Origin of the sequence: Streptomyces sp. NPDC085937 (assembly GCF_044540535.1) — a bacterium.
Taxonomy (GTDB): Bacteria; Actinomycetota; Actinomycetes; order Streptomycetales; family Streptomycetaceae; genus Streptomyces.
Genome location: NZ_JBITSH010000001.1, coordinates 18,575 through 30,800 on the forward strand (window position 1 = coordinate 18,575; position 12,226 = coordinate 30,800).

General features: G+C 74.7%; 10 protein-coding genes and 1 pseudogene. 8 read left to right on the forward strand and 3 right to left on the reverse strand.

What is annotated here, in order from left to right; all coding sequences use genetic code 11:
- The first annotated feature begins 51 nt into the window (after positions 1 to 51).
- A complete protein-coding gene (locus ACIF8S_RS00070; RefSeq protein WP_349797789.1) occupies positions 52 to 522 on the forward strand; it encodes a DNA starvation/stationary phase protection protein in 471 nt (156 codons plus the stop codon).
- Between the two features lie 59 nt (positions 523 to 581).
- A complete protein-coding gene (locus ACIF8S_RS00075) occupies positions 582 to 788 on the forward strand; it encodes a hypothetical protein (RefSeq protein WP_399996400.1) in 207 nt (68 codons plus the stop codon).
- A 210-nt stretch (positions 789 to 998) separates the two neighbouring features.
- Here the strand turns inward: ACIF8S_RS00075 and ACIF8S_RS00080 are convergent, their stop codons facing one another.
- Both ACIF8S_RS00080 and ACIF8S_RS00085 read right to left on the reverse strand, forming a co-directional pair.
- Positions 999 to 1,829, reverse strand: a complete 831-nt coding sequence (locus tag ACIF8S_RS00080) for an Fpg/Nei family DNA glycosylase (protein WP_399996401.1) — start codon at positions 1,827 to 1,829, stop codon at positions 999 to 1,001.
- Positions 1,830 to 1,872: 43 nt separating this feature from the next.
- A complete protein-coding gene (locus ACIF8S_RS00085) occupies positions 1,873 to 6,726 on the reverse strand; it encodes an ATP-dependent helicase (protein ID WP_399996402.1) in 4,854 nt (1,617 codons plus the stop codon).
- A gap of 74 nt (positions 6,727 to 6,800) precedes the next feature.
- On the opposite strand from ACIF8S_RS00085, the pseudogene ACIF8S_RS00090 reads away from it, so the two are divergent.
- From ACIF8S_RS00090 to ACIF8S_RS00100, 3 genes and pseudogenes are all read left to right on the forward strand, one after another.
- Positions 6,801 to 7,553: pseudogene (locus ACIF8S_RS00090) on the forward strand (AraC family ligand binding domain-containing protein); the annotation flags it as partial.
- Positions 7,554 to 7,666: 113 nt separating this feature from the next.
- The gene (locus ACIF8S_RS00095) at positions 7,667 to 8,521 is read left to right on the forward strand and encodes an AzlC family ABC transporter permease (protein WP_399996404.1); all 855 of its coding nucleotides are present in this window, start codon (positions 7,667 to 7,669) and stop codon (positions 8,519 to 8,521) included.
- Positions 8,518 to 8,826, forward strand: coding sequence for an AzlD domain-containing protein (locus ACIF8S_RS00100; RefSeq protein WP_150153325.1), 309 nt, complete (start codon positions 8,518 to 8,520; stop codon positions 8,824 to 8,826). The genes ACIF8S_RS00095 and ACIF8S_RS00100 overlap by 4 nt, the downstream gene beginning before the upstream one ends.
- Before the next feature lie 49 nt (positions 8,827 to 8,875).
- Here the strand turns inward: ACIF8S_RS00100 and ACIF8S_RS00105 are convergent, their stop codons facing one another.
- Entirely contained in the window at positions 8,876 to 9,850 is a 975-nt protein-coding gene (locus tag ACIF8S_RS00105) for a hypothetical protein (protein WP_399996405.1), read from the reverse strand.
- 79 nt (positions 9,851 to 9,929) lie between these two features.
- Between ACIF8S_RS00105 and ACIF8S_RS00110 the strand changes: the two genes are divergently transcribed.
- The 3 genes from ACIF8S_RS00110 to ACIF8S_RS00120 all read left to right on the forward strand — a co-directional run bounded on the left by ACIF8S_RS00110 (position 9,930) and on the right by ACIF8S_RS00120 (position 12,225).
- On the forward strand, positions 9,930 to 10,124 hold the full coding sequence (locus tag ACIF8S_RS00110) for a DUF3046 domain-containing protein (RefSeq protein WP_399996406.1): 195 nt from the start codon (positions 9,930 to 9,932) through the stop codon (positions 10,122 to 10,124).
- 167 nt (positions 10,125 to 10,291) lie between these two features.
- Positions 10,292 to 11,713, forward strand: coding sequence for an AI-2E family transporter (locus tag ACIF8S_RS00115; RefSeq protein ID WP_399997045.1), 1,422 nt, complete (start codon positions 10,292 to 10,294; stop codon positions 11,711 to 11,713).
- A gap of 107 nt (positions 11,714 to 11,820) precedes the next feature.
- Entirely contained in the window at positions 11,821 to 12,225 is a 405-nt protein-coding gene (locus ACIF8S_RS00120) for a pyridoxamine 5'-phosphate oxidase family protein (RefSeq protein WP_349797775.1), read from the forward strand.
- The last annotated feature ends 1 nt before the right edge of the window (position 12,226 follow it).

Below are 12,226 nucleotides of genomic sequence, written 5' to 3' on the forward strand. Positions count from 1 at the left end.
GCCGGACCGTCATCGTGGAGACGAGGCGGGGGGTCAGCCACGGAGGTGCGGATGTACGTCGTGAAGAGCCCGTTGTCCGACGAGAACCTGAAGACCGTTTCGGAGGCACTGCAGGGCGCCCTGGTCGATCTCGTGGACCTTTCGCTGGTCGCCAAGCAGATCCACTGGAACGTGGTCGGACCGCGCTTCCGCTCCGTCCACCTCCAGCTCGACGAGGTCGTGGCCGTCGCGCGCGGGCACTCCGACACCGTGGCCGAGCGCGCCGCGGCGCTGGGCGTCTCGCCGGACGGGCGGGCCGCGACGGTGGCCGTCGGCAGCGGGATCGGTGTCACGCCCGAGGGCTGGGTCGACGACGCGGCCGCGGTGGGCGCGCTGGTCGACGCGCTCGGTGCGGTGATCGCCCGGATGCGGGAGCGGATCGCGGCCACCGAGGAGCCCGACCCGGTGACCCAGGACATCTTCATCACCATCACCGCGGACCTCGAGAAGCACCACTGGATGTTCCAGGCCGCGAACGGGTGACGAGGCCGCCGGGCCCCGGGACGGCCCGCGTGCGGGATGTGTGCCGGTATGCCGCCGCCGTGTTCACCGTGCTGTGGTGGTGGGCGGCGGCACGTCTGCTGCTGGACCCCGACGCGGGAGCGCTGGAAGGCGCGGTCGCGGCCGGCGGGTGGGGCCTCAGCGTGCTTCCGCTGCACTGCCTGCCCGAGGCGCGGGCCGAGGGCGCGCTCCCGGCGGGGCGGTGGCGGCGGGCCTGGCGTGCGGGGCGGGACGGCGATGCGGTGTGAGGGTGGTTGTCGTCCCGCGGGGCGGAGTGGGGGTCCGGCCCGAGGGGTTGTTGTCGTGCGGGGGTGGTGTGGCGATCCGGCCTGAGGGGGCGTGGTCGCGCAGGGCGAGCGCGCTCCGGCCCGAGGGGTTGTCGTCGTGCGGGACGAGCGCGATCCGGCGTGGGGTTGCTGATCCCCGGACCCGATGCCGTCGCTCTCCTTCGGTTCCGGTCAGCGGGCCGGGTTCTGGCGGGCGCGCGGTGTGCGGGCGGGAGCCGGGCCGGGCTGGCACGTGGGGCACCAGTACGTGGGGCGCTCACGGGAGCCGTCGCCCTGCTCGGCCAGCCGGATCGCTGTGCCGCAGCGCAGACAGGGGCGGCGGGCGCGGCCGTACACGTAGAGGTCCTGGCCGCGCCGTCCCGTGGTGTTGCGGACGGGGCGCTCGCGGTTGAACTCCAGCAGCTTCCTGGCGAGCTCGGGCAGGCTCGCCGTCCGGTCGGCGGGCAGGTCGCCGACGGGGAGCCAGGGGGTGACGTTGAGCAGGAAGCACAGCTCGCTCTTGAACACGTTGCCGATGCCCGCGAGGTTGCGCTGGTCCAGCAGGGCCTCGCCGAGTTCACGGTCGGGGTCCTGCTTCAGGTTGGCGAGCGCGAGGGCGGGGTCCCAGTCGGGGCCCAGCAGGTCGGGGCCGAGGTGGCCGACGGCGCGCTCCTCGTCCTCGGTGCGGATCAGCTCCAGCACCGGGAGCCGGTAGCCGACGGCGGTGCGTTCGGCGTTGGCGAGGACGGCGCGGATCTGGTGCGACGGGCCGCCGTTCCACCGCTGTCCGGGCGCGAAGATCCGCCAGGAGCCGTCCATCCGCAGATGCGAGTGCAGGGTCAGGCCGCCCTCGACGCGGGTCAGCAGGTGCTTGCCGCGCGCGGTGACGTCCAGTACCGAACGGCCGGTGAGGTCGGACGTGGCGAACCGGGGCACCCGCAGGTCGCTGCGGACCAGCACTCTGTCCGCGAGGGCTTCGTGCAGCCGTCGCGCCGCCTGCCAGACCGTGTCTCCTTCGGGCATGCGTCAAGGGTGACACGGCCGGGCCGGCGCCGGCCGGGCGAGATCAGGCGCGCAGGCGCAGCCCCCTCGGCGTGGCGACGAAGCCCGCGGTCTCCAGCAGGGCGCCCAGCTGCGACGTCAGGGCCGGGGTGCCGTTGACGCGCTCCACGGTCACCGTGCCGACGGAGCCCGCGCGGGCGGCGCCGGCCAGCGCCTCGGCGGCGAGCGGCAGGCGCGGGTCGTCGGCAGGCTCCGCGTCCGCGTCGGCCGGCCAGGCCAGCAGGGTCTTGCCGCCCCGCTCCATGTACAGCGTCAGCTCACCGTCCACCAGCACCACCAGGGAGCCCGCCTTGCGGCCGGGTTTGTGCCCGGCGCCGGTCGGCGGTTCGGGCCAGCCCAGGGCGGCCCCGTAGGCGTTGGCGGGGTCGGCGGCGGCGAGGACGACGGCCCGGGAGGTGTGGTCGGGCCCCGTACGGCGGCCGGCGAACGGGTCGTACGAGGGGCCGCGCCCGCTCTGCCAGGGCTGCGAGCCCTGCGCGGCGATGTCGCGCGGCGAGACGTACTCGCCGGGCCGCGAGGGGAGGTACGACGCGTCGTCCTGACCCGGCGCGGTCCCGTACGGGTCGGACTCCGTGCCGAACGGAGCGGGCCCGTCCGGTGTCGTCCGCCCCTCGCCGCGCTCCCGGGCGCTGGCCGCGGCGCGCAGGCGGTCCACGGCACCGTCCATCGCGAACTGTGCGGCGCCCAGGCCCTCCACCACATAGCCGCGCCGGGCCTGCCCCGTCTCCTCGAAGGCGGACAGCACGCGGTAGACCGCCGAGAACCCGCCCTCGACACCCTCCGCGGAGACGGCGCCCCGGGTCACCACCCCGTGCCGGTCGAGCAGGGTGCGGGCCAGTGCGTGGGCGCGGACCGTGGTGTCGCCGTCCCGGTCGGGCAGCAGGGACCAGCGGCCGGCGACGGTGGGCGGTCCGGTGCGGGAGGCACTGCGGGCCGCCGCCGTGAGCGAGCCGTAGCGGCCGCGCGGCACCGCGCGCTTGGCCCGGTGGGCCGTCGAGCCGGCGGTGCGGCCGGAGCCGAGCAGGGCGCGCATGGGGTTGAGCGTGTCGTTGGTCAGCCGGCCGGACCAGGCGAGGTCCCACAGGGCGTCGGCCAGTTGCGGGTCGCCGGCCTCGGGGTGGGTGGTGGCGCGGACCTGGTCGGCGATCTGGCGGAAGAACAGGCCGTAGCCACCGGACAGGGCGGCCAGCACCGAGTCGTGCAGCGCGGTCGTCTCCAGCGGGTGCGGGGGAGGGAGCAGCAGGGGAGCCGCGTCCGCCAGGTACAGGGAGACCCAGCCGTCCTTGCCCGGCAGCGAACCGGCGCCCGCCCAGACCACCTCGCCGGCCGCCGTGAGTTCGTCGAGCATGGCCGGGCCGTAGCCCGCCACCCGGGACGGCAGGACCAGCTTCTCCAGGGCGGACGCGGGTACGGAGGCGCCCTGCAACTGCTCGACGGCGCGCAGGAGTCCGTCGGTGCCCCGCAGGGAGTGGCCCTTGCCGATGTGCTGCCACTGAGGGAGGAACTGGGCCAGCGCGGGCGGGGACACCGGCTCCAACTCGTGCCGCAGCGCGGCCAGGGAGCGTCGGCGCAGCCGGCGCAGCACCGCCGCGTCGCACCACTCCTGGCCGATGCCGGCCGGGTGGAACTCGCCCTGCACCACCCGGCCCGCCGCCGAAAGCCGCTGCAGCGCGCCTTCGGTGACCGCCACGCCCAGGCCGAAGCGGGCCGCCGCCGTCGCCGAGGTGAACGGGCCGTGGGTGCGCGCGAACCGGGCGAGGAGGTCGCCCAGAGGGTCCTTGACGGGTTCGGTGAACGCCTCGGGCACCCCCACCGGCAGCGCCGTGCCCAGCGCGTCCCGCAGACGGCCCGCGTCCTCGACGGCCGCCCAGTGGTCCTCGCCCGCGACGCGCACCCGGATGGCACGTCGCGCGGAGGCCAGCTCCTGGGCCCATCGGGGTTCGGCGCCCCGCTCGGCGAGTTCGGCGTCCGTGAGCGGGCCGAGCATCCGCAGCAGGTCGGCGACGCTCTCCGCGTCCTTGGCGCGCCGGTCCTCGGTGAGCCACTGCAGCTCACGCTCCAGCTCGGTGAGCACCTCGGCGTCGAGCAGCTCACGCAGCTCCGCCTGGCCGAGCAGTTCGGCGAGCAGGCGGGAGTCCAGCGACAGGGCGGCGGCCCGACGCTCGGCGAGCGGGGAGTCACCCTCGTACAGGAACTGGGCGACGTAGCCGAACAGCAGGGAGCGGGCGAACGGGGACGGCTCCGGGGTGGTGACCTCGACCAGGCGCACCTTCCGCGCTTCCACGTCGCCCATCAGCTCGACCAGGCCGGGGACGTCGAAGACGTCCTGGAGGCACTCGCGGACCGCTTCCAGCACGATCGGGAACGAACCGAACTCGCCGGCCACCTGGAGCAGTTGGGAGGCGCGCTGGCGCTGCTGCCACAGCGGGGTGCGCCGGCCCGGGTTGCGGCGGGGCAGCAGCAGCGCGCGGGCGGCGCACTCACGGAACCGGGAGGCGAACAGGGCCGAGCCTCCGACCTGGTCGGTGACCACCTGGTCGACCTCGCCCTTGTCGAAGACGACGTCGGAGGCGCCCACCGGGGCCTGGTCCGCGTCGTAGGCGGAGCCGGCCTTCATCGGCTCCTGGTCGAGCAGGTCCAGACCCATCAGGTCGGCGTCCGGGAGCCGCAGCACGATGCCGTCGTCGGCGTGCATCACCTGCGCGTCCATGCCGTACCGCTCGGAGAGGCGGGCACCGAGCGCGAGCGCCCACGGCGCGTGCACCTGGGCGCCGAACGGGGAGTGCACGACGACTCGCCAGTCGCCCAGCTCGTCCCGGAAACGCTCCACCACGATGGTGCGGTCGTCCGGGACGTGACCGCAGGCCTCACGCTGCTCGGCGAGGTACGACAGCACGTTGTCCGCGGCCCAGGCGTCCAGTCCCGCGGCCAGCAGCCTCAGCCGGGCGTCCTCGTCGGACAGCGACCCCACCTCGCGCAGGAAGGCGCCCACGGCCCGGCCCAGCTCCAGCGGCCGGCCCAGCTGGTCGCCCTTCCAGAACGGCAGCCGCCCCGGCACACCCGGGGCGGGCGAGACCAGGACACGGTCGCGCGTGATGTCCTCGATGCGCCACGAGCTGGTGCCGAGCGTGAAGACGTCGCCCACGCGCGACTCGTAGACCATCTCCTCGTCCAGCTCACCGACCCGGCCCCCGCCCTTCTTGGGGTCGGCGCCCGCGAGGAACACCCCGAAGAGGCCGCGGTCGGGGATGGTGCCGCCCGAGGTGACGGCCAGGCGCTGGGCGCCGGGGCGTCCGGTGATCTCGCCGGTGACCCGGTCCCACACCACGCGCGGGCGCAGCTCCGCGAACGCGTCCGACGGGTACCGGCCGGCGAGCATGTCCAGCACCGATGTGAACGCCGACTCGGGCAGCGCGGCGAACGGGGCCGCCCGGCGGACCATCGCCAACAGGTCGTCGAACTGCCAGGCGTCCATCGCCGTCATCGCCACGAGCTGCTGGGCCAGGACGTCCAGCGGGTTCGACGGCACGCGCAGGGACTCGATCGCGCCCGTGCGCATGCGCTCGGTCACGACGGCGGCCTGCACCAGGTCGCCCCGGTACTTCGGGAACACCACGCCCGTCGAAACCGCGCCCACCTGGTGCCCCGCGCGGCCCACCCGCTGGAGTCCGGAGGCGACCGACGGCGGCGACTCGACCTGGACCACCAGGTCCACGGCGCCCATGTCGATGCCCAGTTCCAGACTGGAGGTGGCGACCACCGCGGGCAGCCGGCCCGCCTTGAGGTCCTCCTCGACCTGGGCGCGCTGCTCCTTGGACACCGAGCCGTGGTGCGCACGCGCGATGACCGCGGGCGCCCCCTGCGCCGCCCCGGAACCGCCCATCAGCTCGGCGGGGGAGTGGTGCTCGTCCAGCGGCTCGCCGGTGGCGCGCTCGTAGGCGATCTCGTTGAGCCGGTTGCACAGGCGCTCGGCCAGGCGGCGGGAGTTCGCGAACACGATGGTCGAGCGGTGGCCCTGCACCAGGTCGGTGATCCGCTCCTCGACATGCGGCCAGATCGACGGGCGCTCCGCACCCTCCGAGCCGTCGGCGACCGGGGAGCCGCCCAGCTCGCCCAGGTCCTCCACCGGTACCACCACGGACAGGTCGAACTCCTTGCCCGACTCGGGCTGCACGATCTCCGTCTTGCGGCGCGGCGACAGGAACCGGGCGACCTCGTCCACGGGACGCACCGTCGCCGACAGACCGATGCGGCGGGCCGGCCGCGGCAGCAGTTCGTCCAGCCGCTCCAGGGACAGCGCGAGATGGGCGCCGCGTTTGGTGCCCGCGACGGCGTGCACCTCGTCGAGGATCACCGTCTCCACACCGGCCAGCGCGTCGCGGGTGGCCGACGTCAGCATCAGGAACAGCGACTCGGGCGTGGTGATCAGGATGTCCGGCGGGCGGGTGGCGAGGGCGCGGCGCTCGGCGGGCGGCGTGTCGCCGGAACGGAGGCCGACCTTCACCTCGGGCTCGGGCAGCCCCAGGCGCACGGACTCCTGGCGGATGCCGGTCAGCGGACTGCGCAGGTTCCGCTCGACGTCGACGGCCAGGGCCTTCAGCGGGGAGACGTACAGGACGCGGCAGCGCTTCTTCGGGTCGGCGGGCGGCGGGGTCGAGGCGAGCTGGTCCAGGGCGGCGAGGAAGGCGGCCAGGGTCTTCCCGGAGCCGGTCGGGGCCACGACCAGCACGTCCGAGCCCGCGCCGATGGCCTGCCAGGCACCGGCCTGGGCGGCGGTGGGCGCGGAGAAGGCCCCCGTGAACCAGCTGCGGGTCGCGGGGGAGAAGCCGTCCAGGGCTCGGCGCGGATCGCTGACCATGGGTCCATCGTGCACCCCGCCGCTGACAATCGGGGTGATCCGGGGGACGGGCCGGGGCGCGTGACAATGACGGTATGGCGGAAGCACGCGGGGAGCGGGCGCGGCACTGGCAGTACGAGGAACTGCCCGGTGTCGACCTGCTGCGTGCCCGGTACATCCGCAAGTCGTTCGTCCGGCACACCCACGAGAACTTCGTGATCGCCGCGATCGCCGACGGCGTCGAGGTCTTCCACCACGGCGGCGGCGACCAGTACGCGGGCGCCGGAACCCTCGCCCTGGTGAACCCGGACACGCCGCACACGGGCAGGGCCGGCGTCCCCGAGGGGTGGCGGTACGGGGCGGTGTACCCCTCGCCGGAGGTGGTGGCAGCGATCGCCGCGGAGACCACCACGCTGCGCGGCACCCCCGGCTTCGTCACGCCGGTCCTCGACGACCCGTACACCGTGCGGATGGTCCACCAGGTGCTGCGGGCCACCGACGAGGGCAACGCGCTCGCCGCCGACACCCTGCTGCGGGTCGTGGTCACGCGGCTGCTGCGGCTGAACGGCGGCACGCTGCCCCTGCGCGAGGTACGCACGGCCGGCGCGCGGACCGCCGCACGCGCGCGTGCGGTGCTGGAGGAGCGGATGGTGGCGCCGCCCACCCTCGAACAGCTGGCCGCCCGCCTCGGCACCAGCCCCTTCGCCCTGCTGCGTGCCTTCCGCGACACCTACGGGATGCCCCCGCACACCTGGCTCACCGACGCGCGCGTACGGCGGGCCCGGCGCCTGCTGGACGCGGGGACGGCGCCCTCCGAGGCGGCCGTCACCGTCGGGTTCACCGACCAGCCGCACCTGAACCGGCACTTCAGCCGCATCGTCGGCGTACCCCCGGGCGCCTACCAGCGCGAGCGCAAGAACGTACAAGACGCGCGCGGAGCGGCTTCCGTACCGTCGGGGACGTGGCAACGGAACGGACAGCAGAACACACGGACGTACGGCACCGGCCCGAGGAGAAACCCGACGGCGCCGTCGTACGGGACGCCCTCGGTGTGGGGATCGCCGTCGGACTCTCCGGGTTCGCCTTCGGAGTGACCTCGGCGGGCAGCGGGCTCAGCCTGCTGCAGACCTGCGCGCTCAGCCTGCTGGTGTTCACCGGTGCCTCCCAGTTCGCCCTGGTGGGCGCGCTGGCGGCGGGCGGCGGGGCCGTCACGGCCGCCGCGGGCGCGTTCTTCCTCGGCGTGCGCAACGCCTTCTACGGACTGCGGCTCTCCCAGCTGCTGGCGCTGCCCCGCGCGGTGCGGCCGTTCGCCGCGCAATGGGTGATCGACGAGACCACCGCCGTCTCGCTCGCCCAGCCCACCCGGCGCAGCGCCCGCATCGGCTTCCTGGTCACCGGCCTCAGCCTCTACCTCCTGTGGAACCTCACCACGCTGCTCGGCGCACTGGGCGCCGAGGCCATCGGGGACACCGACGCGTGGGGACTGGACGCGGCCGGCCCCGCCGTCTTCCTGGCCCTGCTCGCCCCCATGCTGCGGACCGGCACCGAGCGGGCCGTCGCCGCGCTCGCCGTTCTGCTGGGGCTGGGGCTGCTGCCCGTCCTGCCCGCGGGCGTCCCCGTCCTGGTGGCCGCGCTCGCGGCACCCGCCGTCCTGTGGGCGCACGGCAGGAGGAACGACGCGCGCGTCGACGCACAGGAGGCGCCACGCGATGAGGCGCGGGGCGCGGCACCCGATGAGGGGCGGGGCACGGCGTGCGATGAGGCGCCGGACGCCGCGAGTGAGGACGTGCCGGACGGGACGGAGGAGGACCGTTGAACATCTGGATCGCGATCGGCCTGACCGTCGTCGGCTGCTACGCCGTCAAGCTCGCCGGGCTGCTGGTGCCCGCGGGGGTCCTCGAACGTCCCCTCGTGCGGCGGCTCGCCGCGCTGCTGCCGGTCGCCCTCCTCGCCGCACTCACGGCCCAGCAGGCCTTCGCCGACGGCCGGACACTGGTCCTCGACGCGCGGGCGGCCGGCCTCGCCGCCGCCGCCGTGGCGCTCCTGCTGCGGGCGCCGTTCCTGCTCGTGGTGGCGGCGGCCGTGCTGGTCACGGCCGGGGTGCGGGCGCTGGGCGGGTGAGGGGGGCCACCACGGTGCGGGTGGTCGCTGTAGGGCGGGGCCGTGCGCCTCAGGTGATCGGGCGACCGTACGCGGCCAGGGTGCGCAGCGCCTCGATCGTCGCCATGGGGCGTGCCTCCACGAGGGCGAGCGGGGTGTGCTCCGGGGTGTGCGCGGGGCGGCGGGCGGGCCAGCCGCCGTCCTCCTGCCGGCCGGCCGCGAGGACGTCGAGGGAGCGAGCCGTCTCCGCGTCGGTGAACCACGCGCGCGCGAGCGAATCCGGCGTCCGCGCGTAGTCGTGCGGGAGGCGGGGCGCGGCCGGGCCGGAGGCCGACGCGTGACGTGTGCCGGCGGCGAGGGCGGAGGCCGACGGGTCCGTGCCGAGGTCCTCCGGGTCCAGCACCGCCAGCCCTTCCCCGCGTACGAGACGGCCCAGCCGTTCGGCGGCGGCCTCCGCGCGGGTGCGGTCCGGAGCGTGGTCCAGGAACAGCACGGCGGCTTCGACCTCGTCGGGTGGTGCCGTCTCCAGCGATTCCACGGCCTGCCAGCAGAAGTCGGTCGCGCGGAACAGCCACGCGTGCCACACCTCGTTGCGGTGCAGCAGCCCCACCACCGGCCCGGTGGCCGACAGCGAACCGGGCGCGTGCGGCACCCGGGCCGCCCCACGGCCGTTCCCAGCGGGGCGCACGGCCGCAAGCGCGCCCTCCGCCGTCGAGACGGACGTCAGATACCGGCACACGTCCTCCGCGCGACGGGCGTGGCACCGCCCCACGGCGTCCAGGACGCGCAGCGCGCGGGCGGTGTGCTCGGGGAGGCTGGCCGGCCCGCGCAGCCCCGGCTCCAGCGCGTGACCGTAGCCGCCGTCGTCGTTGCGGTACGCCTCCAGGGCCGTCTCCACCGGGGCGGCAGCCCCCTCGCGGAAGTGATGGGCGAACAGGCGCTGCTCCAGTACGCGCGCGGTGCGCCAGACGAAGCGCTCCGCCCGCGCGAGCACGCCGTGCGGCGGGGACGTCGGGGCGATCGGGGCGGCTGCGATGTCGGCCATGGCACCGACCGTAGGGGCAGGGCGATCCCCGCAGGCCCTGTGGCCCGGTGCCCCCCTCGCAGGCGGGATACTGGGGGGCATGCGGTTGACGGTTTTCTGGGAGCGCATGGCGGACTACTTCGGTGCGGGCTACGCCGACACCTTCGCGCGCGACCATGTCATGTCCGAACTCGGCGGACGCACCGTCCACGAGGCGCTGGCGGCCGGCTGGGACGCCAAGGACGTCTGGCAGGTGGTCTGCACGGTGATGGACGTTCCCCGAGAACTGCGCTGATCGTCACAGAGACCACCCGGGGGCGGACAGCCGACGTGGGCGTGGGCGAGACTTGGGCCGTGGCATCCACCGACGAGACCGGGCCCGCGGGCCGGCACACGACCATGCCCGGCGCGGCCCCGCCAGCCGGGCCACCGGTGGACCCCCCGCCCGCGCCGGGCGCCCGGATGCCGCGGTGGCTGCCGCGCGCCATGGTGCTCGCGCTCGCCCTGGTCGCCGTGTTCCAGCTGGGCAGCTGGGCCTTCCACCAGCTCACCGGCCTGCTGATCAACATCCTCATCGCGTTCTTCCTGGCGCTCGCCGTGGAACCGGCCGTGAGCTGGATGGCCGCGCGCGGGATGCGGCGGGGCATGGGCACCTTCGTCGTCTTCATGGGCGTCCTGGTCGTCGGGGCGGGTTTCGTCACGCTCCTCGGATCCATGCTGGCGGAGCAGATCATCAAGATCGTCGAGGACTTCCCCGAGTACCTCGACTCGGTGATCAACTGGATCAACGCGCACTTCCACACCGAACTGCGGCGGGTCGACATCCAGGAGGGCCTGCTGCGGTCCGACTGGCTGCGCAACTACGTGCAGAACAGCGCCACCGGGGTGCTGGACGTGTCCACCCAGGTGCTCGGCGGGCTCTTCCGGCTGCTGACCATCGGCCTGTTCTCGTTCTACTTCGCCGCCGACGGCCCGCGGCTGCGGCGCACCATCTGCTCCGTCCTGCCGCCCGCCCGGCAGGCCGAGGTGCTGCGGGCGTGGGAGATCGCCGTGAACAAGACGGGCGGCTACCTCTACTCGCGCGGCCTGATGGCCCTCGTCTCGGGTCTCGCGCACTACGTCCTGCTCGAGTTCCTCGACGTGCCCTACGCGCCGGTGCTGGCCGTGTGGGTGGGGCTGGTCTCGCAGTTCATCCCGACCATCGGCACGTACCTGGCGGGTGCGCTGCCCATGCTGATCGCCTTCACGGTCGCGCCCTGGTACGCGGTGTGGGTGCTGGTCTTCGTGGTGGTCTACCAGCAGTTCGAGAACTACGTCCTGCAGCCGAAGCTGACCGCCCGGACCGTCGACATCCACCCGGCGGTCGCCTTCGGGTCCGTCGTCGCGGGCACCGCGCTGCTCGGCGCCGTCGGCGCGCTGATCGCCATCCCCGCCGTCGCGACGCTGCAGGCGTTCCTCGGCGCGTACGTGAAGCGGTACGACGTCACCGACGACCCACGGGTGCTCGGCCACCGGGGACCCGGCGGGACGGGCGCTCTCGGCCGCCGTGTCCGCGGCCTGTGGGCGCAACGGCGCCCGGAACAGGCCGGCACCGGACCGGCGGGTACCGGACCGACCGGCGCCCAACCGACCGGCGCCCAACCGACCGGTGCCGAGCCGACCGGTGCCGAGCCGACCGGGTCCGGTGCGACCGGTACCGAGCCGACCGGTGCCGAGCCGACCGGTGCCGAGCCGACCGGGTCCGGTGCGACCGGTACCGAGCCGACCGGTGCCGAGCCGACCGGGTCCGGTGCGACCGGTACCGAGCCGACCGGTGCCGAGCCGACCGGGTCCGGTGCGACCGGCGCGACCGGTGCCGGGGACGGCGGCACGGCCAGGACGTGACGGGCTGAGTTCTCCAGGATCTGGGGGACAAGGGGGCCAGGTCCTAGGCCGATGGTTCGACGCGCGGCCCGATGCGGCCGTGTCGTCCGGCATGGTCCGATGCCGTGGTGAGCGATCTTGTGAACGATCCCGGTCCCGCCGTCCGCACCCGCCTGGCCGAGGAGCGGAACGTCTGGCTGTGCACCGTGCGTCCCGACGGCTCGGCCCACGTCACACCCGTCTGGTTCGTCTACGGCCGTTCCCGGTGGTGGATCGGCGCCGACGAGAGGGCCGTCAAGGTCAGAAACGTCCGTGCGGAGCCGCGTGTGTCCCTGGCCCTGGAGGACGGACGGTCCCCGGTCGTCGCGGAAGGGGACGCGACGGTGCTCCTCGACGCGTTCCCCCGCGAGGTCGTGGCCGCCTTCAGGGAGAAGTACCGGTGGGACGTGGCCGCGTCCACGAGCCCCGGCAGCGCTCGCGTGCTGCTGGAGGTGCGGGTGCGGCGGTGGCTGCTGGCCGGCACGGCTCAGTGAC

Excerpts from the sequence above, each read along its gene's own strand:
- ACIF8S_RS00105 (WP_399996405.1), bottom strand. The coding sequence starts at position 9,850 with ATGGCCGACATCGCAGCCGCCCCGATCGCCCCGACGTCCCCGCCGCAC.
- ACIF8S_RS00115 (WP_399997045.1), top strand. The coding sequence starts at position 10,292 with ATGCCGCGGTGGCTGCCGCGCGCCATGGTGCTCGCGCTCGCCCTGGTC.
- ACIF8S_RS00085 (WP_399996402.1), bottom strand. The coding sequence starts at position 6,726 with ATGGTCAGCGATCCGCGCCGAGCCCTGGACGGCTTCTCCCCCGCGACC.
- ACIF8S_RS00080 (WP_399996401.1), bottom strand. The coding sequence starts at position 1,829 with ATGCCCGAAGGAGACACGGTCTGGCAGGCGGCGCGACGGCTGCACGAA.
- ACIF8S_RS00070 (WP_349797789.1), top strand. The coding sequence starts at position 52 with ATGTACGTCGTGAAGAGCCCGTTGTCCGACGAGAACCTGAAGACCGTT.
- ACIF8S_RS00110 (WP_399996406.1), top strand. The coding sequence starts at position 9,930 with ATGCGGTTGACGGTTTTCTGGGAGCGCATGGCGGACTACTTCGGTGCG.